Genomic DNA, 23590 nt, shown 5'->3' with positions numbered 1-23590 from the left:
TGACAATCATTATCATTAAGCATAATTTGTTGCCCGATGTGTAGGAGGCCTCAGCACGGACGCCCTCCCCTAACCTCTTTTGCGACAAGGTGATTTCCATGACGGAACAAGTATCCACAGGCAGGTGCGACTCACCGCTTCTCCAGGCATTCGTCGACAATCGTTTGATTCTGGTGAAGATCGCGGCACGCATTACCGGCTGCCGCTCGCGCGCCGAAGACGTGGTTCAGGACGCCTACTTCAGACTGCAATCGGCGCCGACGATCACCTCATCGTTCAAGGCCCAACTGAGTTATCTGTTCCAGATCGTGCGCAACCTGGCGATCGATCACTACCGCAAGCAGGCCCTGGAACTCAAGTACTCCGGGACCGAGGAGGAAGGCTTGAATGTGGTCATTCACGGCGCTTCACCGGAAACCTCGCACATCAATTTCAACACCCTGGAAAACATCGCCGACGCCCTGACGCAATTGCCCCAACGCACCCGTTATGCGTTCGAGATGTATCGCCTGCACGGCGTGCCGCAAAAGGACATCGCCAAGGAACTCGGCGTCTCGCCGACCCTGGTGAACTTCATGATCCGTGATGCGCTGGTGCATTGCCGCAAGGTGTCAGGCAGCCACAGCGATACGTTTGCGCGGCGAGTCTGAGTGTGGGGAAAGGGCTCGTTGTGGTGAGCGAGCTTGTTCTGGTGAGCAGGCTTGGTGTGGCGAGCGGGCTTGTTGTGGCGAGCGGGCTTGCCCCGCGTTGGGCTGCGCAGCAGCCCTGAACCAGACACTACGGTCTGACTGAAAAACTGCGGTGGCTTTAGTGGGGCCGCTTCGCAGCCCAACGCAGGGCAAGCCTGCTCGCCACACCAAGCCTGCTCGCCACAACAGCCTCTCAACAAAAAGACTTCAGGACGCGGGCATCACATCAATGCGATACGGCTCGAAGATCTTCAACAGCTGCCCGTTATCACGCAGGCGCTTGAGCATCTCGGCAAACGCCGCCCCGGTAATCGGTGCCTTTGGCCGCAGCAACGCGTAGTGGTGGTACACCTGGTCAATCCGCTCCGAGACCAGGAACTGCCCGGCCATGTCCGCGTTGCGCACCATGAAATCACTCAAGTACGAACGCGTGACCAGCGCGATGTCCGCACGCCCGCGCGCCACCATCAGCAAGTTGCTGTCATGGGAATAGGTCAACGTGGCGTTGAAATGCTCGGTCATGTACTTGGGGTCGGGGTTGAAGTTGGCAAAGGCGTAGTGATAACCGCTGAACACGGCCAGGCGCTTGCCGTTGAGGTCGGCGAAATAGCGCTGATCGCGACCGGGCTCACGTTGGGCGACGAAAATTTCCGCGTCTTCAAGCCCCATGTCCACGGCAGTGTGGGCAATGTTCTGCCAGCCCCAGTCGGGGTTTTCGAAGATGGCCATGTCGACCCGGCCCTGCTCGAAATCGCGAAAACGCCGCGGGATAGACGTCGGCACCAGTACAAATTGGTAATCGCTTTGCGAGGCGTTCAGCGCCTCGACCAGTTGCGGCAGTAAACCGGTGTCGGCACCCTGCTCTGGGCGTACGGTGTAGGGCGGAAAATGCGCGGCGCCGATCCTCACCAATTGCGCAGCCGAAGCCGGCATCCACCCCGCGGTGCCCAGTGCCCATAAAGTTAGTCCTGCAGCCAGCCGCCATGGCGAAAACATTGAGGCACACACCGTTTAATACTCTGATGGCGATAAGCTAGGCGTTTTTGTCAGGTGAGACAACTTTCCATCGGCAAATTAATGGCTTGCGCCTCAATCGGCCTTCAGCACCATCAGCAGGGCTTCTTCGGCCAATTGCTCCAGGGTCAGGCTGCCTTGGGCGCGGAACCACGTGGTGGTCCAGGACAACGCGCCGGTGAGGAAACGCCGGGTGATAAAAACATCGCCCCTGATGTAACCGGCGGCCTTGGCCTCGCCCAGCACCTGCAACCAGATGTCTTCGTACACATCACGCAGCGCCAGCACCTGGGCCTGGCCATCGGCCGACAGCGAACGCCATTCATAAACCAGCACCGCCATGGCTTCGCCGCTGCCGCCCATGATCGACTGCAATTCACAACGAATCAGCGCCAATACGCGTTCACGCACGTTGCTCGCTTCTTCGAGTGAAGCGCGCATCAACGCAGTGTTGTAGTGGATGGTTTCCTCCATCACCGCGCGCAGGATCTCGTCCTTGCTCTTGAAGTGATGAAAGATGCTGCCGGACTGAATGCCCACCGCGCTGGCCAGGTCACGCACGGTGGTACGCTCAAAGCCTTTGTTGCGAAACAGGTGAGCTGCGGTTTGCAGCAATTTGCCCCGGGCACTGTCGGGGTCGGTCAATTGGCCGGCATCGACCATGGTGCGCATCACCCTCAGGGCTTTTTGCTCATCCATGCCTCTCTCCTTCACGTGTGCTGACGTCGTGGGCGGCAATTTAGGCCGTGGCCGCCACCCAAGCAAGCGCTTGGGCAAAACTTGTGCACGGAGTTTACAAACCAAGCGCTTGCTTGGTAGTCTCGACGCCAGCCATTCGAGGACGGATTTCTCATGAGCAAGACGGTACGTATCGGCTGCGCCAGCGCCTTCTGGGGTGACACCTGCACCGCCGCCGCCCAGCTGGTGCATGGCGGCGCGCTGGATTACCTGGTGTTCGACTATCTGGCGGAAGTCACGATGTCGATTCTCGCCGGTGCGCGGATGAAAGATCACCAAGCCGGCTACGCCACGGATTTCGTCGAAGTGCTCACGCCGCTGCTGGGCGACATCCAGCGCCAGGGCATCCGCGTGATCAGCAATGCCGGCGGCATCAACCCGCACGCTTGCGCCGCCGCCCTGCAAGCGGCCTGCGACAAGGCGCAAATCCCGCTGAAAATCGCCGTGCTGCTGGGTGATGACCTGCAACCGCAGCTCAAGCATCTGCACGGCGTCACCGATATGTTCAACGGCGCGCCGCTGCCGCCGATGTGCGTGTCGGCCAACGCCTACCTCGGCGCGCCAGGCATTGCCAAGGCACTTGAGTTGGGCGCCGACATCGTGATCACCGGCCGGGTGGTCGACAGTGCGGTGGTCAGCGCCGCACTGGTGCACGAATTTAACTGGTCATGGCAGGACTATGACCGCCTCGCCCAAGCCGCCCTCGCCGGGCACATCATCGAATGCGGCGCACAGTGCACCGGTGGCAACTTCACCGATTGGCGTGACGTGCCGGACTACGAGCACATTGGTTTTCCCATCGTCGAGGTCAGTGCCGACGGCCAGTTCACCGTCAATAAAGTCGACGGCACGGGTGGGCTGATCAGCGAACTCAGCGTGGCCGAACAGCTGCTGTATGAAATCGGCGACCCGCGCGCCTACCTGCTGCCCGATGTGATCTGCGATTTCAGCCAGGTCAAACTGCAGCAGCAAGGCAAAAACCAAGCGCGCTTGCACGGCGCCAAAGGTTTGCCGCCCACCGATCAGTACAAGGTGAGCGCCACCTACCCGGACGGTTTTCGTTGCACCGCCAGTTGCCTGATCGCCGGGATCGACGCGGTGGCCAAGGCCGAGCGCGTCAGCCAGGCGATCATCAACAAGACTTCGGAACTGTTCAGCCAGCGCGGCTGGGCGCCTTATGCCGAGGTGAATATCGAACTGCTCGGCAGCGAAGCCACCTACGGCGCCCACGCCCAGCGTCAGGACTGCCGCGAAGTGGTGATGAAACTGGCGGTGCGGCACCCGAGCAAACAGGCGCTGGTGCTGTTCGCCCGCGAGATCGCCCAGGCGGCCACTGGCATGGCGCCCGGCTTGACCGGCATCGTCGGCGGGCGGCCGACGGTGTATCCGCTGATTCGGCTGTTTTCGTTCCTGATCGATAAATCATCCTGTGAGCTGGTGATCGACTTCCAAGGCCAGCGTCACGCCATTGAACTGCCCGCCTCTGCGCCACTGGTCACCCCGGCCGCGCCGATTGACCCGCCCAAGCCCCAAGGCCGCGCCGACGCCAATGTGCCGCTGGTAAAGCTGGCCGTGGCGCGCTCCGGCGACAAGGGCAACCACAGCAATATCGGCGTGATCGCCCGCCACCCCGACTACCTGCCGTGGATCGCCGAAGCGTTGACCCGGGAAGTGATCGTCGACTGGATGAGCCACGTGCTCGACCCCCTCCACGGCCGCGTTGAACGCTGGTACTTGCCCGGCAGCCACAGCCTGAATTTTCTGCTGGAAAACGCCCTGGGCGGCGGCGGTATCGCCAGCCTGCGCATCGACCCGCAGGGCAAAGCCTTCGCCCAGCAACTGCTGGAAATTCCCATTGCCGTGCCGCAACACATCGCCGATCAACTCAAATAAAAGGAGCGTTGCCGTGGCCTTCGACTCAATCTTCAAAGTCGACCTGTTCCACGGGCAAACCGTGATCGTCACCGGTGGCGGCAGTGGCATTGGCCGCTGCACCGCGCATGAACTCGCGGCCCTGGGCGCTCAAGTGATTCTGGTGGGGCGCAAACCGGAAAAACTGCAAATGGTGGCCGCTGAAATCGCCGAAGACGGCGGCACGGCCCATTGGCAGGCTTGCGATATACGCGATGAAGAGGCGGTGAAGGCGCTGGTCACGCAGCTCCTCCACGCACACGGGCCGATTCACGGGCTGGTGAATAACGCAGGCGGCCAATACCCGTCGCCCCTGGCCTCGATCAATCAAAAGGGCTTTGAAACCGTGCTGCGCACCAACCTGGTCGGCGGTTTCCTGATGGCGCGGGAAGTGTTCAACCAGTCGATGAGCAAGCACGGCGGCGCCATCGTCAACATGCTCGCGGACATGTGGGGCGGCATGCCCGGCATGGGCCACTCAGGCGCCGCGCGTTCGGGCATGGACAACTTCACCAAGACCGCCGCCTTCGAATGGGGTTATGCCCGCGTGCGCGTCAACGCCGTGGCGCCGGGCTGGATTGCCTCCAGCGGCATGGACACCTACGAAGGCGCGTTCAAGGCGGTGATCCCGACCTTGCGCGAACACGTGCCGCTCAAGCGTATCGGCACCGAATCGGAGGTCAGCGCGGCTATCGTGTTCCTGCTCAGCCCCGCCGCCGCGTTCATCAGCGGCAGCACCTTGCGTATCGACGGCGCCGCCAGCCTGGGCAGCCGCGCCTGGCCGCTGCCCAAGGCGCAACCGCCGAGCGAGCCGTTCAATGGTTTCCACCGCGCCTACCTGCCCGATGTGCTCAAGGCGGAGCAATAAACCATGCCGGCAATTGAAAGCTTGATCGACGCCCACAGCCCGCAGTTCGCGCAAAACCGCGAGGCGATGCTGGCCGCCATCGCGCAGCTGCGCCAGCTGGAGCAGGCCCTGCTCAGCAAGGCGCAGGAAGCCAAACCCAAGTTCGACACGCGCGGCCAACTGCTGCCCCGCGAGCGCCTCAACCTGCTGCTGGACCCTGGCGCGCCGTTCCTGGAGCTGGCCAGCCTGGCCGGCTACAAACTCCACGACGACAAAGACGGCAGCGCGGCCGGCGGCGGCTTGATCGCCGGCATTGGCTACGTCAGCGGCGTGCGCATGCTGGTGGTGGCCAATAACAGCGCGATCAAGGGCGGCACCATTTCCCCCACGGGGCTGAAAAAATCCCTGCGCCTGCAACAGATCGCCATGGAAAACAAACTGCCGGTGGTGACACTCGCCGAAAGCGGCGGTGCCAACCTCAACTACGCCGCCGAGATTTTCGTCGAGGGCGCCCGCAGCTTTGCCAACCAGGCGCGCATGTCGGCCATGGGCCTGCCGCAAATCACCGTGGTGCATGGCTCGGCCACGGCCGGCGGTGCGTATCAGCCGGGGCTGTCGGATTACGTGGTGGTGGTACGCGGCAAGGCCAAGCTGTTTCTCGCCGGACCGCCGCTGCTCAAGGCCGCCACCGGCGAAGTGGCCACCGATGAGGAACTCGGCGGCGCCCAGATGCACGCGCAAACCGCCGGCACCGCCGAATACCTGGCCGAAAACGATGCCGACGGCGTGCGCATCGTGCGCGAGATCGTCAGCCTGTTGCCTTGGGATGAACGCTTGCCGCGTGCGCCAAAACGCGCTTACACAGAACCGCTGTACCCCATCGAAGAATTGCTGGGGCTGATCCCCGACGACCCGAAAAAGCCCTACGACGTGCGCGAAATCCTCGCGCGCCTGGCCGACGGTTCCAACTTCCTCGAATTCAAGGGCGAGTTCGACGCCCACACCGTCTGCGGCCATTTGCACATCCAGGGCCGCGCCGTCGGCGTGATCGGCAATAACGGCCCGATCACGCCCAAAGGCGCGAGCAAGGCCGCGCAATTTATCCAGCTGTGCGACCAGAGCCGCACGCCGCTGCTGTTCCTGCACAACACCACCGGTTTCATGGTTGGCACCGAGTCGGAGCAACACGGCGTGATCAAGCACGGCGCGAAGATGATCCAGGCGGTGGCCAATGCGCGGGTGCCTAAACTCACGGTCGTGGTCGGCGGCTCCTACGGCGCCGGCAACTACGCCATGTGCGGCCGCGGCCTGGACCCGCGCTTTATCTTCGCCTGGCCCAACAGCCGCACGGCGGTGATGGGCGGCGCGCAGGCGGGCAAGGTGCTGCGCATCGTCACCGAGGCCAAGCAATTGAAGGCGGGTTTGGTGCCCGACCCCAAGGTGCTCGACATGCTCGAACAGGTCACCGCGCAGAAGCTCGACAGCCAGTCCACCGCGCTCTATGGCAGCGCAAATCTGTGGGACGACGGGCTGATCGATCCACGCGATACCCGCACGCTGCTGGGTTACCTGCTGGATATTTGCCATGAGGCCCAGATGCGGCAGTTGCAACCCAACAGCTTCGGCGTGGCGCGTTTCTAAAGGAGAACAACCACAATGATTTTTACCCAGGAACATCAGGAACTGCGCCGCACCGTGCGCGCCTTCGTCGATCGCGAGATCAACCCGCATGTGGACGAATGGGAAAAAGCCGGGCGCTTCCCCATTCACGAAATCTTTCGCAAGGCCGGCGATCTCGGCCTGCTGGGCATTTCCAAGCCGGAGCAATTCGGCGGCATGGGCCTGGATTACAGTTATTCCATTGTGGCAGCTGAAGAATTCGGCACCATTCGCTGCGGCGGCATCCCGATGTCCATCGGCGTGCAGACCGACATGTGCACCCCCGCCCTCGCCCGCTTCGGCAGCGATGAACTGCGCGACGAGTTCCTGCGCCCGGCCATCAGCGGCGAGCAGGTCGGCTGCATCGGCGTCTCGGAAACCGGTGCCGGCTCCGACGTCGCCGGGCTGAAAACCCATGCCCGCAAGGACGGCGACGACTACGTGATCAACGGCAGCAAAATGTGGATCACCAATTCGCCCAGCGCCGACTTCATTTGCCTGCTGGCCAACACCTCCGACGACAAGCCGCATATCAACAAGTCGCTGATCATGGTGCCGATGAACACGCCAGGCATCAGCGTCAGCCCACCGCTGGAAAAGCTCGGCATGCACAGTTCCGAGACGGCCCAAGTGTTCTTCGACGGTGTGCGCGTGCCGCAGCGCAATCGCATCGGCCACGAAGGGGCGGGTTTCATGATGCAAATGCTGCAGTTCCAGGAAGAGCGTCTGTTTGGCGCGGCCAACATGATCAAGGGCCTGGAGTACTGCATCGACAGCACCATTGAGTACTGCAAAGAACGCCAGACCTTCGGCAAAGCGCTGATCGACAACCAGGTCATTCACTTTCGCCTGGCCGAGCTGGCCACTGAAATCGAATGCCTGCGCGCGCTGGTCTACCAGGCCACCGAGCAATACATCAAAGGCCAGGACGTGACCCGCCTGGCCTCCATGGCCAAGCTCAAGGCCGGGCGCCTGGGCCGCGAGGTCAGCGACAGCTGCCTGCAATACTGGGGCGGCATGGGCTTTATGTGGGACAACCCGGTGGCCCGCGCCTACCGCGACGTACGGCTGGTATCGATTGGCGGCGGCGCCGACGAAATCATGCTGGGCATCATCTGCAAATTGATGGGCACGCTGCCCGGGAAAAAATCATGAACACCTTGCTGCTCGAACCGCATAACGGTGTGCTGCACATCACCCTCAATCGCCCGGCGCATCGCAATGCCATGAGCCTGGAGATGGTCAACGAACTGCGGGCGGTGTTGGCGCAGCTCGACAGCCAGGTGCGCGCGCTGGTGATCAGCGGCGCGGGTGGGCATTTCTGCGCGGGGGCGGATGTGAAAGACATGATCACCGCCGGCGGCACGGCGCAGTTGCAGGCGCTGAACCGCGCGTTTGGCACCTTGCTGCAAGAAGTTGAAGCGGTGCCGCAAGTGGTGATCGTGGTGCTGCAAGGTGCAGTGCTGGGGGGTGGGTTTGGGCTGGCGTGTGTGAGTGACATTGCGATCGCCGATCACCAGGCGCGATTCGGCTTGCCGGAAACCAGCTTAGGCTTGTTGCCAGCGCAGATCGCGCCGTTTGTGGTCAAGCGGATCGGCCTGACCCAGGCGCGCCGGCTGGCGCTGACCGCGGCGCGGTTTGATGGGCTTGAGGCGCAGCGCTTGGGCGTGGTGCATTTTGCCGAGAGCGATGCGCAGGCATTGGCACAGCGCCTGGATGAGGTGTTGGGACAAGTGCTGCAGTGTGCGCCGGGCGCGAATGGGCGGACTAAAGCGCTGTTGCTCGCCAGTGCCGACGAGCCGCTTGAGGCGGTGCTGGATCGCGGTGCGCAGTGGTTTGCCGAGGCGGTGACGGGCATGGAAGGGATAGAGGGGACGCAGGCTTTTGTGCAAAAGCGTAAGCCAGGTTGGTGCAAATGACGCCATCGCTGGCAAGCCAGCTCCCACCGGGAGAACGCCTTTCACATGGTGAGAGCTGGTTTGCCTGCGATGGGGCCAGAACATTCACCCAGTGCGCCAAGGGATAAACCAATGCCCACATTCAGCAAAATCCTGATCGCCAACCGCGGCGAAATTGCCTGTCGCATACAGCGCACCGCCCAGGCCCTGGGCTACCGCACCGTGGCGGTCTACAGCGATGCCGACGCCCAGGCCCTGCATGTGCAGATGGCCGACGAAGCCGTCAATATCGGCCCGGCGCCCGTCCAGCAGTCGTACCTCAACATCGCCGCCATTCTCAACGCAGCCAACATCACAGGCGCCGACGCCATCCACCCCGGCTATGGCTTTCTCTCCGAAAACGCCGACTTCGCCCGGGCCTGCCAACACGCGAACATCACCTTCATCGGCCCAAGCGTTGAGGCCATCGAACTGATGGGCAGCAAACGCCTGTCCAAACTGGCCATGCTCGAGGCGGGCGTGCCGTGCATACCCGGTTACCAAGGCGGCCGCCAAGACGACGCCACCCTGCACGAGCAAGCCAAGCGCATTGGCTACCCTCTGATGATCAAGGCCAGCGCCGGCGGCGGCGGGCGCGGCATGCGCCTGGTGCACGACAGCAGCCAGCTGCTCGACTCACTGCGCACCGCCCGCTCTGAAGCGATGAACGCCTTCGGCAGCGACGAACTGATCCTCGAGCGCGCGCTGATCGACCCGCGCCATGTCGAAATTCAATTGTTCGGCGACAGCCACGGCCAGCTCATCTACCTGGGCGAACGCGATTGCTCGATCCAGCGCCGCCACCAGAAAGTCATTGAAGAAGCCCCCTGCCCCGTGATGACCCCGCAACTGCGCCAAGCCATGGGCGAAGCCGCCCTGAAAGCCGGGCGGGCGGTCAATTACGTGGGCGCCGGCACGGTGGAATTCCTGCTCGACCGCGACGGCCAATTCTATTTCCTGGAAATGAACACGCGCCTGCAAGTGGAGCACCCCGTTACCGAGCTGATCACCGGCCTCGACCTGGTGGCCTGGCAACTGCACATCGCAGCCGGTGAAGCGCTGCCACTCACACAGGCCGACGTGACCTTGAGCGGTCACGCCCTGGAAGTGCGCCTGTACGCCGAAGATCCGGCGCAGGGCTTTGTGCCGCAAACCGGTGACGTGCTGCGCTGGGAGCCTGCCGTCGGCGTGCGGACCGACCACGGCGTACTCGAAGGCCAACGCATCAGCCCGTTCTACGACGCCATGCTCGGCAAGATCATCGCTCACGGCGCCACCCGTGAAGAAGCTCGGCGCAAACTGCTGCGAGCAGTCCAAGACACGGTATTGCTGGGCGTAACGACCAACCAGCGACTGCTCGCCGATCTGCTTGAACACCCGGACTTTATCGCCGGCGATTTCAGCACCGGATTCATCGCCAAGCACTTCAGCGAGATTCCCCGTCAGGCAGCCACAGATGAACAGATCGCCCTGGCCGCCGCGCTGTTTTATCACCACAGCGCCGGTACCCACCACTCAGGTTTAACGGGCTGGCGCAACAACGCCAGCGTGCCTTGGACCTATCGCCTGGATATTAACGACGCACCCCACAAGGTCGCCGTGAGCGTGCTGCACGCCAACCACCTGCAGGCCAACGGCATCGACATTCGCAACCTCAGCACCGATGGCCGCCGGGCCACGCTGGAGATCAACGGCGTGCGCCGCCGCGTCGCCTACCACCTCGACGATGCCCAGCTCTGGCTGCCCGGCGTGCGGGTGATCAACCGTACTCAGCAGGTCGCCAGCCGCCAGGTCGATGCCGGCAGCGGCACCGTCAAGGCGCCGATGGACGGTGCCATTGTCGACATTCGGGTCAGCGCCGGTCAGCGCGTCACCCAGGGTCAATTGCTGCTGGTGCTCGAAGCGATGAAGATGGAGCATCCGCTGACGGCCGGCATCGACGGCGTGATCAAAAACGTGCAGGTGATTGCAGGCGCTCAAGTGCACAATCGCCAGGTTTTACTGGAGATCGAAAAGGCCTAGGCGGAACTACACGGCCCGGCTACGCTCTATCCCCATCAGGAAGGGACGAGTACGGGAACCTGCGCGATGCCTCATTGGCTGATTATTGACCTTGAAGCCACAACGGATGAAGGCGGCTGGCCCGTGACGGAGATGGAAGTCATCGAGATCGGCGCGAGCCTGGTGAACCGCCAAGGCCGTGAACTGGATCACTTCCAGCGCTTCGTGCGGCCGCTGCGTCGGCCGTTGCTGACGCCGTTCTGCCGACAGCTCACCCACATCACCCAGGCCAACATCGACGCCGCCGCACCGATGACCGACGTGTGGCCACTGTTCGAACGCTGGCTGGGCCAGCATCACACGCGCCTGGAAGGCTGGGCCAGCTGGGGCGACTACGATCGCAAGCAGCTTGAACTCGAATGGCAACGCCATGGCCTGGTCAGCGCGCTCGCGCAAACGCCGCATGTGAACCTCAAGCAGCGCTTCGCCAAGGCCCGGCGCCTGGATAAGCCGCTGGGTCTCAACGGCGCGCTGCAATTGGCGGGGATGCAGTTTCAGGGTCAGCAACACCGGGCGCTGGAAGATGCGCGCAACACCGCGCGCCTGCTGCCGTTGATTTTGCCGGTCTAGGCAGCGCGCAAAGGCTTGGGCATACTGGCCGGCCTTTTCCAATATCCTGCTGTTCTGTGGGAGCCGGCGTGCCGGTCATGGCGTGCGCCTGAGCGAAGCCAGGCCCAAGGGCCTCATCGCAGGCAAGCACGTCCATACAGAGCAGGAAGCCTTAATCCACTTTTCGAGGATTCACCCATGTTCAAAGTCAACGAATACTTCGACGGCACCGTCAAGTCGATCGCTTTCGGCACCGCAGAAGGTCCGGCGACCATCGGCGTGATGGCCCCGGGTGAATACGAATTCGGTACCGCCCAGCGTGAAATCATGCACGTGGTGTCCGGCGCCCTGACCGTGAAACTGCCCGACGCCGACTGGGAAACCTTCGCTGCCGGCAGCCAGTTCAACGTACCGGCCAACAGCAAGTTCCAGCTGAAGGTCGCGGTAGACACTGCTTACCTGTGCGAATACCGCGGCTAAGGGTTGCACCGGTCAAAAAAAATGCCCGTCTCGCAGGAGACGGGCATTTTTCATGCGCGAACGTGTTACTCGATGACGGTCACCGGCATGCCCACTTGCAGAAGGCCCAGGTCATCGTTGACCAGGTTCTGGCCGAACAGGGCGCCGTGTTCCGTCTTGCGATAGGCATCGAGCGTGGCGAAGGGTTCGCGATCGGCACTGCGTTCGCCGGTCGCCGGGTCAATCGTGGTGAGAATGCAACGAGCACAGGGCTTGACCACTCGGAACTCAACGTTGCCGATACGCAGGCGCTTCCAGCCATCTTCGGCGTACGCTTGACTGCCCTCGATCACCAGATTGGGGCGAAAACGCAGCATTTCCATGGGCCGGCCAACCTGCCGGGAAAGGTCGTCCAGGGACGCCTGGCCGATCAACAACAGCGGGTAGCCGTCGGCAAACGCCACCTGGTCGCCATCTTTGCCGAAACCGGCCTCGGTGGTGCGTGCACGGGCCAGTGGCATCTGCACCAGCCGCGTGGCTTTGCCGATAAAGTCACTGACCCAGGCCGCCGCCGCATCGCCGGCATCCGGCACACGCAGGGTATCGCGCCAGATCGTCACCCCGCGCAGTTCGGCGTCGCTGCCGGGCAAGGCCACCTCCAGCGGCGCCTTGCCTGGCGTACTCAGGGTCAAGCCACCGGCGCTGTTCCACAACGCCGACAACTGGCTCATCTTCGCCACCGCCCGCTGCGTCAGAAATCGCCCGCTGGCTTCGTCGACCAACATCCAGCGTCGATCCCCGTCCAGCCCGAGTTGATCCAGACCGACCTGCCGCAAGGCTTCGGCCTTGCCAGACTTCAAGGGATAACGGTACAACGCGCTGAGACGAAGCATGAGCCTGCGTTCCTGAGGGGACAAAGCGCCACCCTATAGCAGGCAGCCCCGGAATCAAAGGGCGACGCCCCCACAGTCAACAAGCAGGTGCAACGCGCAGACTCGCCGCGCCCCCAGACTTACCGTGGCGAGCGGGCTTGCCCCGCGTTCGGCTGCGAAGCAGCCCCAAAGCCAGACCCCGCAGTTCTGCTGAGACACCGCAGCGTCCTTAAGGGGCCGCTGCGCAGCCCAACGCAGGGCAAGCCTGCTCGCCACAAAGAGCCGGCTCACCCAACCCTAAGTTCCTCACAAAGAATCAGGCCGGCACTTCATCCAGCATCAGGCGTTGGCGCACCACATCCACCAGCTTGTCGGGCTGGAATTTGGACAGGAAGTTATCGCAACCGACCTTTTTCACCATCGAGTCGTTGAAGCTGCCCGACAGCGAGGTGTGCAGCACCACGTAAAGCCCTCGCAGGCGCGGATCGTTGCGAATTTCGGTGGTCAGGCGGTAGCCGTCCATCTCGGGCATTTCGGCGTCGGTAAAGATCATCAGCAGTTTGTCGGTCATCACCTGGCCGCTGTCGGCCCAGGCCTTAAGCATGTTCAGCGCCTTGAGGCCATCACTGGCGATGTGCATCTTCACCCCAAGCTGGCCAAGGGTGTCGCGCAGTTGCGACAGGGCCACATTGGAGTCGTCCACCAACAGCACTTCGCGGCCACGGGCGCGCTCCAGTACCGGGTCTTCGAGTTTCTCGCGGGAGACCTTGGCGTTGTACGGCACGATTTCGGCGAGGACTTTTTCCACGTCGATGATTTCCACCAACTGGTCATCGACCTTGCTGATGGCGGTGAGGTAATGCTGGCGACCGGCGCTGGCCGGTGGCGGCAGGATGGCTTCCCAGTTCATGTTGACGATGCGGTCCACACCGCCCACCAGGAATGCCTGCACCGAGCGGTTGTACTCGGTGACGATAATCGTGCTGTTAGGCCCCGGCACCAGCGGACGCATGCCAATCGCCTGCGACAGGTCGATCACCGGCAGGGTCTGGCCGCGCAGGTTGACCACGCCACACACAAACGGGTGACGCTGGGGCATCAGGGTCAGCTTGGGCAACTGCAGGACTTCCTGCACCTTGAACACGTTGATCGCGAACAGCTGCCGCCCGGCCAGGCGAAACATGAGAATCTCCAGGCGATTCTCACCCACCAGTTGCGTGCGTTGATCTACCGTGTCGAGAATGCCGGCCATTAAAAGCTCCTGATGTGGTGTGTGCGGCTGGTTCAAGCGGGTCGGGTATCGCGACCCTGCCGACCAACGCGCCGTCTTTGAATTGTTCGCGAGCACGCTTGCGCCTATGCTCGTTATCGGCGGCGATCGCCAGAGCTTGACCCCGGTAAAATGCCACGTAAATTCATTGATGTCACACTGACATCATGGTTTACTGCAACGGCCTCTTCAAACGGCACTCCAGCAACGTCGCGCGACCTTCAAATCGACGCGAGGTTCCGCTGCGTAAGGGAATCCCCTATGCACAATCAGGCCCAACCTGATATTCGCGATATCTAATAGCCATTAATGTGACGCCATTCTCATTGCATGAATGGAGTCACGCTTTTGTTTGCCATCCCAAGCCCTTGGCCCACGGGTCTTTCAGAGATTGCCGTGGCGGCATCCAAAGTTGTGCAAGCGACCCGAATGACCAGGGCCACTCACGGCTATCGTGATCATTCAAATAACAGTCCTACTGGAATTTCGGAAGCAGGCTACAGATTTCAGTCATATTTCAGCGGTAGGTTTACGCCATTCACCCGGTGCGGCATCTCATCACCCGAGCTTATGTTACGGAGACATGCATGATGAATAACGCAAACGAATGGCAAACTGCACTTCCCGAATTCCTGCTCGAGGCCGAGATGCTCCTGGCCAAGTCGCAAGAGTGCTTGAACCACTTGCATCTGATCCGCAACGACAGCGATGCCATCGACTGCATGAAAATCAGTTTGAGCAAACTGGCTGAAAAGGCCGAGGGCCTGGCCCTGCAGGCGATCAGCGAATTCTCTCGGCATATTCAATACCTGATTGCCAATGCCGCCTGCCCCATGGAACTGCATGATCAGGCGCTCAATGCCTTGCATGACTGCCTGACACTGCTGGCCTGGCAACTGGAATTGATCGACACCCGCACCGGCGAACTGGCCCTGGATGAAAGCGAACAAACTAAATTGATCGCGACAGTCACCCTGCAGATCCCGCAAAAAGACTTCGGTTATAAACCGCAGCAACGCTTACATCACACCTCATGAAGGGCGTAGAGGTCGTATTTAATCAGTGAGTTATCTAATAACGACAGCAACATATCAATTAGCCATCAGCGCTAGAACTCTGCCCACCCACTTCCTTAATACAACGGCCTGCTGTTTCAACTCCGGGACCCTTTAACGCGCAGATTAGGGCCCTGGGAGTTTATACGTGGTTAATAACCCATGAGGCGAGTCGCCAGGCGACCAACGGTAATAGTGGTGGTACTATGCCCCGCTCGAAGTGACTCAACTTCATGATGTATAAAAGATGTTTCGGCACCGCATTCCAAACAGAGCCCCGTCAGCCGCCGTGACCGGTCTTCCCGCAGCGAACCTTCATTGGCTCCATCCGCTATGTACGCCAGCCTAAAGTCACTCATCGCAAGAGCCGTGTCCCGCAGCAATGCCCGCCGCATCGTTCTCGCCCTGTGCCTTTGCTCCTTGCTGGTCAGCCTGTGGGCCTATACCCGTTCCGCACCGTTGCCGTTATTGATCCCTTTGCTCAACCTGGCCACGTTGCTGGTGGTGGGCGTGCAACAGTGGCGCTCGCGCAAATCGATAAAATTCCAGCCGCAGGAATTGGCCGATCGCTTGCTGCAAGTGCAAGAAAACGAACGGCATCGCCTCAGCCGCGAATTGCATGACGACATCGGCCAACTGCTCACTGCTGCCAAGCTGCAAAGCGAATGGCTCAAGCGCCGCTTGCCGCCAGACCTGCAAAGCCAGTGCACGGTGCTGTGCAACACCTTGAATGAAACCCTGGCCAAAGTGCGCGACGTCTCGGCCATTCTCAACCCGAGGCAGCTGGCCAGCCTGGGGTTGGAAGCCAGCCTGCGCGCGCACCTGCTCAAGACCCTGGAAAACACCCCGGTGCACTGGAGCCTGGAATGCCAGCAACGGCTGACCGGTATTCCTGAAGAGATGGCCGTGGCGGCCTTTCGGATCACCCAGGAAGCGGTGACCAACATGCTTCGCCATGCCCAGGCGCACAACCTGCTGGTGCGCCTGCAACGCCTGCCCGAAGGTCTGTCGCTGATGATCTGCGACGACGGCCTGGGCTTCTCGCCTGCCATCAACCCCGGCCTGGAAGGCCAACGGGGCATGGCCGGCATGTCCGAGCGGATAGATCAGTTGGGGGGCACTTTGTCCGTCAACAGCCAGCCTGGCAAAGGGACCCGGATCGACGCGCTTTTCCCCTGGGCGCCGCGCGCCCTCGAACGGGCCAGTTCCCCTAAGGTTCTCGAGTGACCTGCAATTTACTTCTGGTGGATGACCACGCACTGATTCGGGCCGGCGTGCGCGCGCTGATCCAGGATATTCCCGGCTACACCGTGATCGGTGAAGCCAGTGACGGCGCGCAGTTACTGGAAAAATTCAGCGCGCTGCAGCCGGATATCGTGCTGCTGGACCTGTCGATGAAGCACGTCGGTGGCCTGGACGCATTGCAGCAACTCAAGACGGCCTACCCCAAAAGCAAAGTACTGATCCTGTCGATGCACACCGACCCGGAGCTGATCATGCGGGCGCTGGAGTCCGGCGCCCATGGCTACCTGCTCAAGGACACCACCGCCAACGAGTTGGAACACGCCCTGCTCGCCTTGCGCAACAACGAGCGCTACCTCAGCCCGGCGATTGCCCACACCGTGATCAATCAGGCGCTGATCCGCAGCCAGGGGCCGACGTCCCCCGTCGCCCACAGCCACAACCTCACGGCGCGTCAGCTGGAAATTCTGCGCCTGATCGTGCGCGGCAAATCCACCCGGGAGATCGCCCACGGTCTGGGCCTGAGCATCAAGACCGTGGAGGCGCATCGCTCGCAAATCATGAAGCGCCTGCAGATATTCGACGTGGCAGGCCTGGTGCTATTCGCCGTTCGCGAGCAGATCATCAGCCTGGACGATTAGCGGCGAGTTCAACGGCAGGTGTACACGCAAGGCCTTGGGCAGTGCAGAGAACCGCAGGTCATCGCCTTTTAACGGTTCACCGTCCAGGTTGATATACAGCCCTTCGGCCACTTTGATCTCGACCCACGGCAGGCGCGCGCGCACGAACATGTTGTCCAGGCCCCAGCCGTCGCTCATCAGCGTCATCAGCGTGCCAACCACCTCCTGAGGCGCCGGCAGAATGCTGATATCCAGCAAGCCATCATCGGCCAACGCGCCAGGGCACAGCACATGCCCGCCGCCCGCCTGGCGACCGTTGCCGATCCCCAGCGCGAGCAGGTCGCCCTTCCAATGGAAGCCCGGCCCTTCCAGCTCGCCATAGGCAGCCTTCAGCTCACTGAAACGCGTCAACCCGGTGAACAGGTAGGCCGCGCCGCCGAGGACTTTTTTCAGGTCTTCGGAGGTGTTGGCCGTGACCTGGCTGCCAAACCCGCCGGTGGCCATATTGAGGAACATTTGCCCGCCAGCCTGGCCGAGGTCGATGGCTCTGGGCGGTACGTCCAGCAGCGCCAGCGCATGCGCAGGCTGCAGCGGCACACCGGCGGCGCGGGCAAAATCATTGGCGGTGCCCAACGGCATCAGCACCAGGCTGGCGTCGGTCTTGGCCAGCGCCATGGCTTCGGCCACATCACGCAACGTGCCGTCGCCGCCGCCGGCGATCAGGTGGGTATAGCCGTCGGCCAGGGCCTCATTGACGATGCGCTGGGCGTCGCCGCCCTCCCAAGTGACCCGTACCGCCAGCTCCCAGCCCTGCTCACGACGGGCCTGCACGGCGGCGCGCACGTCCTCGTTGAGGGCTTGCTTGCCGTGCAGGATCAACAGTGCCTTGGGGGTGGTCATGCGGGGATTCTCCTGGGTTCAAAGGTGCTTGAAGGATGTGGACCTTGGCCGGAGGAAAAAAAGCCATCGGAGACGCAAATTTATTGGCCGCCTGGAAGTTATCCATCGCGTTGCACATCGATACCTTGCCGTTGGGCACAGGTTCTACGGCATCCCATTGCTTGCCGTTGGCAGACAGCGCATGCCGCTGGATTGAACAGTCGGCGCAAATGCTCGCCTGCACTCTCTAATCCGTCCGAGGGCGAGGCACAAATGTCAGATGGCATCTATCGAGTGTGCCTCGTGTACCGAGGTATCCGCATCGCAGGCAAGCCAGCTCCCACAGCAAAGCCTGCCAGCAACGTCGGACAGGTGCAGCAACCTGCGTCAGCTTTTGTGCAACTTACTCATCAATTGCGCTTCAGCCTGGGTCAAGCCACACGACTGCGTCAGCTCATCCACGGTCGCGCCCATGCCCACCAGCTTCGCCGCCTGGGCGAACGACAGGCTCGAAGGGTCGCGTTGTTCGATCTGCGCCAGTTTGTCCGGCAGCGGCCCGAGAATCGCGCGCAGTTCATGCACCTCGTCCCCGACCTTTACCGCAGTCTGCTGGAAGTGATCCACGCGCTTGACCAGGTCAAGAATGCGCCGGTCACGCACGGCATCGCGCTCGGCCTGTTGCTGGGCCAATTCGCGTTGCTGGCGCATATAGCGCAGCAGAAACGCCAAGGTCCCGGCCCACAACAGGGCCAGGACAATCACCGCCGCTTCAAGAAACAATCAGATGTTCTCCAGGTCCTGCCATTCTTCTTCGCTCATCATCTTGTCCAGCTCAACCAGAATCAGCAGTTCGCCGTTCTTGTTGCACACGCCCTGGATGAACTTGGCCGATTCCTCGTTGCCCACGTTCGGCGCGGTTTCGACTTCCGATTGGCGCAGGTAAACCACTTCGGCCACGCTGTCGACCATGATCCCGACCACTTGCTTGTCGGCCTCGATGATGACGATGCGCGTGTTGTCGTTAACCTCGGTCGGCACCAGGCCAAAACGCTGGCGGGTGTCGATCACGGTCACCACGTTGCCGCGCAGGTTGATGATGCCCAGTACGTAGCTCGGCGCACCCGGTACCGGCGCGATCTCGGTGTAGCGCAACACTTCCTGCACGCGCATCACGTTGATGCCGTAGGACTCGTTGTCCAGTTTGAAGGTTACCCATTGCAGGATTGGATCATCGACCAAACCTTGTGCGGATGCTGACTTGTTCATTCCTCGGACCCCTTCAAATACCGTTTTCACGGCGTATGTACTTCGCTGACCGCACTTGCATGCGGGCCTTATTGTTCAATCAACTGCGTTTGTTCTGTGGCATCGCTTTTACCGCGCCGCTGGCGATCAACTCAGCCAGCTCGGCGACGTCGAGCAACGCGCACATGTGTTCAATCACGGTGCCGGCCAACCACGGCCGTTGGCCCCGGTGGCTGCGCCATTTGATTTCATTGGGGTCCAGGCGCAACGAGCGGCTGACTTGATGCACCGCCAGCCCCCACTCGTAGCCCTGAACAGAAATCACATACTGCAAACCCTGGCGAAAATCATCGCGGTAGCGGTCGGGCATGACCCAGCGTGCGGTGTCCAGCACCTTGAGGTTGCCGGCCTGGCTTGGCAGGATGCCGAGAAACCACTCCGGTTGCCCGAACAGCGGCGTCAGCTCCTGGCCTTCCAGCGAATAGATCGAGCCCAGGCACACCAGCGGCACCGCAAGGGTCAACCCGGCGACATCGAACAACAGGCATTCGAACGGCTCGGCGGCCCACGCCGGGCGGCCATCTCCGGTGACTGGCGGCGGGGTGATGCTCGGCGGCAGATGGACTTCCACCACCGGCTCGACCACCACGGGCGCCATCACCGCTGGCGCAATCGGCTCTATCGGCTCAACCACAGGCACCAGGTGCGCATCGCGGGCTTGTTCTTCGAGCACTGCCAACTGGAACTCATCCAGCGTGCTTTCGGCTTCTACCACCGGTTCAAGCAGCAGAATCGGTTCCGGCAGTTGCTCCGCGGTCGCGTCCTGCAGCAAGGCATCCAGGTAGGATTCCAGCGCCAGTTGCGGCCGGGTCTTGAGTTCAACGGGACGGTTCATCACGCCACCTGCGCCACAAGCTGTTGCGACAGCAAATGCTTGAGCAACGCGCGGTACGCCAGCACGCCACGGCTTTTGCCATCGAACTGCGAAGGCGTCAGGCCTGCGCGGCTGGCGTCGCGCAGGCGCGTGTCGACCGGGATGTAGCCATTCCAGATGGTGTCCGGGTAGGCATCGCGCAAGACCCGCAAGGTGCCAAGGGACGCCTGGGTACGACGGTCGAACAACGTCGGCACGATGCTGAACGGCAGCGCCTGCTTGCGCGAACGGTTAATCATCGCCAGCGTGCTGACCATGCGCTCCAGGCCTTTGACCGCCAGGTGCTCGGTCTGCACCGGGATCACCAACTGCTGGCTGGCCGCCAAGGCGTTGACCATCAGCACGCCCAGCAACGGTGGGCTGTCGATGATCGCGTAGTCGAAGTCTTGCCACAGCTGCGCCAGGGTCTTGGCGATCACCAGGCCCAAACCGCTCTGCCCCGGCGACTGCCGCTCCAGGGTCGCCAGCGCAGTGCTGGACGGCAGCAGGGAAATGCTTTCGTTACTGGTGGGCAGCAGCAATTGCCCCGGCAAGCCGGCGGGCACGCTGCCTTTGTGCAGGAACAGGTCGTAGCAGCTGTGTTCCAGCGCATCCGGGTCGTAGCCGAAATAGCTGGTCATCGAGCCATGCGGGTCGAGGTCGACCACGACCACACGCTTGCCCGCCTCGGCCAGCAAGCCGGCTAAGGCGATGGAGGTGGTGGTCTTGCCGACTCCACCCTTTTGATTGGCAACTGCCCAGACTCTCATTCGGTTGGTTCCTCCCGGCAGGCGATGGCGCGACCGAGACATTGCATAAGTTATTGAGCCGGTGACGGAGAATTGACGGCGCTCTGACGAACCGACGGCTTAACGGTTGGCGGTGCAGTTTGTGTGCCAGCCCGCTTCAGTGCCGCATCCGGTGTTGCATTGGCTGTGCCGGTGCCGGTCAGGCTGCGGCGGACATCCAGGTTGCGCGACACCACCAGCACCACACGACGGTTGCGCGCGCGGCCTTCGGCAGTGGCGTTATTGGCCACCGGCTGGAATTCACCGTAGCCCACCGACGCCAGCCGGCCAGGGTTCACGCCCTGCATCGCGAGCATACGCACGATGCTCGCGGCGCGCGCCGAGGACAGTTCCCAGTTGGTCGGGTACTGCGCGGTGGCAATCGGGAAATTGTCGGTAAAGCCTTCCACGTGGATCGGGTTTTCAAACGGTTTGAGGATCGCCGCCACCTTGTCGATGATGGTGAAGGCCTGGTCGCTCGGCATCGCATCGGCGCTGGCGAACAGCAGGCTGGAATTCAATTCGATTTCCACCCACAACTCGTTGCCGCGCACGGTCATCTGGTTGGATTTGATCAGGTCGCCAAACGCAGCGCTGATGTCGTCGGCAATGCTTTTGAGCGGGTCACTGGTGCCACCGATGCCGGCGGCGGTTTCGTCGCTGTCGTTGACCAGCGGCTTGGCTGGGGTCACGGTCTTGGGCCGCTCTTCACCAATGGGGATCGGCTTGAGGGCACGGTCGGCGTCGTTGAACACGCCAATCAGCGCCTGGGAAATGACTTTGTACTTGCCTTCGTTGATCGACGAGATGGAATACATCACCACGAAAAACGCGAACAGCAAGGTAATGAAGTCGGCGTAGGACACCAGCCAGCGTTCATGGTTGACGTGCTCTTCAGGCTCGCGGCGGCGACGGCTCACAAACTCCCTCCTACACAAAGCATGCCCATCAATCCATGAAGCCCTGAAGCTTCAATTCGATGGAGCGCGGGTTCTCACCCTCGGCAATCGACAAGATGCCTTCCAACAACATTTCGCGGTAACGCGACTGGCGCATGGCAATCGACTTGAGCTTGCTCGCCACCGGCAGCAACACCAGGTTGGCACTCGCCACGCCGTAGATGGTGGCGACAAACGCCACGGCAATGCCGCTGCCCAGCTGCGACGGGTCGGCCAGGTTGCCCATCACGTGGATCAAACCCATCACCGCACCGATGATGCCGATGGTCGGCGCGTAGCCGCCCATGCTTTCAAAGACTTTGGCTGCGTTGATGTCGCGGCTTTCCTGGGTGTAGAAATCCACCTCGAGGATGCTGCGGATCGCCTCCGGTTCGGCGCCGTCCACCAGCAATTGCAGGCCTTTGCGCGCGTAGCTGTCGGGCTCGGCATCGGCCACGCCTTCCAGGCCCAGCAGGCCTTCCTTGCGCGCGGTGAGGCTCCAGTTGACCACGCGGTCGATACCGCCTGGCAGGTCGACGCGTGGCGGGAAAATGATCCACACCAGAATCTGCATGGCGCGCTTGAACGAACTCAGGGGCGACTGCAGCAACGCGGCGCCCACGGTGCCGCCAATCACGATCAGTGCCGCCGGGCCATTGGCCAAGGCGCCAAGGTGGCCGCCTTCAAGGTAGTTGCCGCCGATAATCGCGACAAACGCCATGGTGATGCCAATCAGGCTCAAGACATCCATCAGAGGCAGGCCTCCACCAGATGCTTGCCGATGTCGTCCAGGCTGTAAACGGCGTCGGCCAGGTCAGCCTTGACGATGGCCATGGGCATGCCATAAATCACGCAACTGGCTTCGTCCTGGGCCCAAATGGCGCTGCCGCCCTGCTTGAGCAGGCGTGCGCCTTCACGGCCGTCGGCGCCCATGCCGGTGAGCACCACCGCCAGAACTTTGTCGCCGTAGGACTTGGCCGCCGAGCCGAAGGTGATGTCCACGCACGGCTTGTAGTTGAGGCGCTCGTCCCCCGGCAGGATTTTGATCGCGCCACGGCCATCGACCATCATCTGCTTGCCACCCGGGGCCAGCAGCGCCAGGCCAGGACGCAGGATGTCGCCATCCTCGGCTTCCTTGACGCTGATGCGGCACAGCTTGTCCAGGCGCTCGGCGAACGCTTTGGTAAAGGCCGCGGGCATGTGCTGGATCAGCACGATCGGCGCAGGGAAGTTGGCCGGCAGTTGGGTCAATACCCGCTGCAAGGCCACCGGGCCGCCGGTAGAGGTGCCGATAGCGACAAGCTTGTAGGCTTTGCGCTTGGGCGCAGGCGAATGCGCGCTCGGTGCAGCGGCGCGCACCGGCGGCGCCGCAGGGCGTGCCACGGGCGCAGGGGCCGGGCGCGCAAATGACGACGTCGGCGCAGCAGGCGCTGCCACCGGGGCCGGCGCCGGCGCACTGAACAGGCTGCGACGGTTACTGCGCGAAATGCTGTGCACCTTCTCGCACAGCATCTGCTTGACCTTCTCGGGGTTGCGCGAGATGTCTTCGAAATTCTTCGGCAGGAAGTCCACGGCACCCGCGTCCAGCGCATCCAGGGTGACCCGGGCGCCTTCGTGGGTCAGCGAGGAGAACATCAACACCGGAGTCGGGCAGCGCTGCATGATGTGCCGAACAGCCGTGATGCCATCCATCATCGGCATCTCGTAGTCCATGGTGATCACGTCCGGCTTCAACGCAATGGCTTGATCAATCGCTTCTTTGCCGTTGGTGGCCGTGCCGACCACCTGAATCGTTGGATCGGCGGAAAGAATTTCCGAGACGCGGCGGCGGAAGAAACCCGAATCGTCCACCACCAGGACCTTGACTGCCATAAACACTCCGTTAGGCGGGGCGGGCATTACCG

At 62.1% G+C, this 23590-nt stretch carries 24 protein-coding genes; 12 read left to right on the top strand and 12 right to left on the bottom strand.

Features of this window, described 5'->3' with window-relative positions; translation table 11 throughout:
- The first annotated feature begins 98 nt into the window (after positions 1-98).
- Positions 99-650 (top strand): RNA polymerase factor sigma-70, encoded by a 552-nt coding sequence (locus AACU78_RS14480; protein WP_032904207.1) that lies wholly within the window; start codon positions 99-101, stop codon positions 648-650.
- A gap of 246 nt (positions 651-896) precedes the next feature.
- On the opposite strand, the gene AACU78_RS14475 is transcribed toward AACU78_RS14480, so the two are convergent.
- A complete protein-coding gene (locus tag AACU78_RS14475; RefSeq protein ID WP_106576493.1) occupies positions 897-1685 on the bottom strand; it encodes a substrate-binding periplasmic protein in 789 nt (262 codons plus the stop codon).
- 93 nt (positions 1686-1778) lie between these two features.
- A complete protein-coding gene (locus tag AACU78_RS14470) occupies positions 1779-2402 on the bottom strand; it encodes a TetR/AcrR family transcriptional regulator (protein WP_106576492.1) in 624 nt (207 codons plus the stop codon).
- A 153-nt stretch (positions 2403-2555) separates the two neighbouring features.
- Here AACU78_RS14470 and AACU78_RS14465 point away from each other — a divergent pair, with 153 nt between their 5' ends.
- The 8 genes from AACU78_RS14465 (at position 2556) to ppnP (ending at position 11885) form a co-directional block, all read left to right on the top strand.
- Positions 2556-4334 carry an acyclic terpene utilization AtuA family protein gene (locus AACU78_RS14465; RefSeq protein ID WP_106576491.1) on the top strand — a complete coding sequence of 593 codons (1779 nt, stop codon included), beginning with the start codon at positions 2556-2558 and terminating at the stop codon, positions 4332-4334.
- A gap of 13 nt (positions 4335-4347) precedes the next feature.
- The gene (locus AACU78_RS14460) at positions 4348-5220 is read left to right on the top strand and encodes an SDR family oxidoreductase (RefSeq protein ID WP_106576490.1); all 873 of its coding nucleotides are present in this window, start codon (positions 4348-4350) and stop codon (positions 5218-5220) included.
- 3 nt (positions 5221-5223) lie between these two features.
- Positions 5224-6840: a geranyl-CoA carboxylase subunit beta gene (gene atuC, locus AACU78_RS14455; protein ID WP_106576489.1), complete on the top strand. Its 1617-nt coding sequence runs from the start codon at positions 5224-5226 to the stop codon at positions 6838-6840.
- Between the two features lie 15 nt (positions 6841-6855).
- Positions 6856-8013: a citronellyl-CoA dehydrogenase gene (atuD, locus tag AACU78_RS14450; protein WP_106576488.1), complete on the top strand. Its 1158-nt coding sequence runs from the start codon at positions 6856-6858 to the stop codon at positions 8011-8013.
- Complete coding sequence (locus AACU78_RS14445) at positions 8010-8777, top strand: enoyl-CoA hydratase/isomerase family protein (RefSeq protein ID WP_106576487.1); 768 nt, start codon at positions 8010-8012, stop codon at positions 8775-8777. Before atuD ends, AACU78_RS14445 begins: the two co-directional genes overlap by 4 nt.
- 111 nt (positions 8778-8888) lie before the next feature.
- Positions 8889-10817, top strand: a complete 1929-nt coding sequence (locus tag AACU78_RS14440) for an acetyl/propionyl/methylcrotonyl-CoA carboxylase subunit alpha (RefSeq protein WP_106576486.1) — start codon at positions 8889-8891, stop codon at positions 10815-10817.
- Positions 10818-10883: 66 nt separating this feature from the next.
- Complete coding sequence (locus AACU78_RS14435; protein ID WP_106576485.1) at positions 10884-11426, top strand: exonuclease domain-containing protein; 543 nt, start codon at positions 10884-10886, stop codon at positions 11424-11426.
- Between the two features lie 177 nt (positions 11427-11603).
- Entirely contained in the window at positions 11604-11885 is a 282-nt protein-coding gene (ppnP, locus tag AACU78_RS14430; RefSeq protein WP_106576484.1) for a pyrimidine/purine nucleoside phosphorylase, read from the top strand.
- Positions 11886-11950: 65 nt separating this feature from the next.
- Here the strand turns inward: ppnP and AACU78_RS14425 are convergent, their stop codons facing one another.
- Positions 11951-12757, bottom strand: coding sequence for an MOSC domain-containing protein (locus AACU78_RS14425; protein ID WP_106576483.1), 807 nt, complete (start codon positions 12755-12757; stop codon positions 11951-11953).
- A 295-nt stretch (positions 12758-13052) separates the two neighbouring features.
- On the bottom strand, positions 13053-13988 hold the full coding sequence (locus AACU78_RS14420; RefSeq protein ID WP_017134971.1) for a chemotaxis protein CheV: 936 nt from the start codon (positions 13986-13988) through the stop codon (positions 13053-13055).
- Positions 13989-14593: 605 nt separating this feature from the next.
- Here AACU78_RS14420 and AACU78_RS14415 point away from each other — a divergent pair.
- The 3 genes from AACU78_RS14415 (at position 14594) to AACU78_RS14405 (ending at position 16944) form a co-directional block, all read left to right on the top strand.
- Positions 14594-15043, top strand: a complete 450-nt coding sequence (locus tag AACU78_RS14415; protein ID WP_177410068.1) for a hypothetical protein — start codon at positions 14594-14596, stop codon at positions 15041-15043.
- 351 nt (positions 15044-15394) lie between these two features.
- Complete coding sequence (locus tag AACU78_RS14410; protein WP_106576482.1) at positions 15395-16288, top strand: sensor histidine kinase; 894 nt, start codon at positions 15395-15397, stop codon at positions 16286-16288.
- The gene (locus AACU78_RS14405; protein WP_106576481.1) at positions 16285-16944 is read left to right on the top strand and encodes a response regulator transcription factor; all 660 of its coding nucleotides are present in this window, start codon (positions 16285-16287) and stop codon (positions 16942-16944) included. The genes AACU78_RS14410 and AACU78_RS14405 overlap by 4 nt, the downstream gene beginning before the upstream one ends.
- On the opposite strand, the gene yegS is transcribed toward AACU78_RS14405, so the two are convergent.
- The 8 genes from yegS to AACU78_RS14365 form a co-directional block, all read right to left on the bottom strand.
- Complete coding sequence (gene yegS / locus AACU78_RS14400) at positions 16903-17823, bottom strand: lipid kinase YegS (RefSeq protein ID WP_106576480.1); 921 nt, start codon at positions 17821-17823, stop codon at positions 16903-16905. The two genes, AACU78_RS14405 and yegS, sit on opposite strands and share 42 nt — an antisense overlap.
- A 366-nt stretch (positions 17824-18189) precedes the next feature.
- Positions 18190-18582 carry a DUF2802 domain-containing protein gene (locus tag AACU78_RS14395; protein WP_106576478.1) on the bottom strand — a complete coding sequence of 131 codons (393 nt, stop codon included), beginning with the start codon at positions 18580-18582 and terminating at the stop codon, positions 18190-18192.
- Complete coding sequence (locus AACU78_RS14390; RefSeq protein ID WP_106576477.1) at positions 18583-19068, bottom strand: chemotaxis protein CheW; 486 nt, start codon at positions 19066-19068, stop codon at positions 18583-18585.
- 79 nt (positions 19069-19147) lie between these two features.
- Positions 19148-19942 (bottom strand): CheW domain-containing protein, encoded by a 795-nt coding sequence (locus tag AACU78_RS14385; protein WP_106576476.1) that lies wholly within the window; start codon positions 19940-19942, stop codon positions 19148-19150.
- Positions 19942-20730: a ParA family protein gene (locus AACU78_RS14380; protein ID WP_106576475.1), complete on the bottom strand. Its 789-nt coding sequence runs from the start codon at positions 20728-20730 to the stop codon at positions 19942-19944. Before AACU78_RS14380 ends, AACU78_RS14385 begins: the two co-directional genes overlap by 1 nt.
- Before the next feature lie 50 nt (positions 20731-20780).
- Positions 20781-21668: a flagellar motor protein MotD gene (motD, locus tag AACU78_RS14375; protein ID WP_106576474.1), complete on the bottom strand. Its 888-nt coding sequence runs from the start codon at positions 21666-21668 to the stop codon at positions 20781-20783.
- A 28-nt stretch (positions 21669-21696) separates the two neighbouring features.
- Positions 21697-22437 (bottom strand): flagellar motor protein, encoded by a 741-nt coding sequence (locus tag AACU78_RS14370; protein ID WP_005790033.1) that lies wholly within the window; start codon positions 22435-22437, stop codon positions 21697-21699.
- Positions 22437-23558: a protein-glutamate methylesterase/protein-glutamine glutaminase gene (locus AACU78_RS14365; RefSeq protein WP_106576473.1), complete on the bottom strand. Its 1122-nt coding sequence runs from the start codon at positions 23556-23558 to the stop codon at positions 22437-22439. The genes AACU78_RS14370 and AACU78_RS14365 overlap by 1 nt, the downstream gene beginning before the upstream one ends.
- Positions 23559-23590: the final 32 nt, after the last annotated feature.

The organism is Pseudomonas sp. R9.37, from assembly GCF_963878885.1.
Lineage (GTDB): Bacteria > Pseudomonadota > Gammaproteobacteria > Pseudomonadales > Pseudomonadaceae > Aquipseudomonas.
Note: the sequence above shows the minus strand (reverse complement) of the source record. Positions and strands in the feature narration are given on the sequence as shown.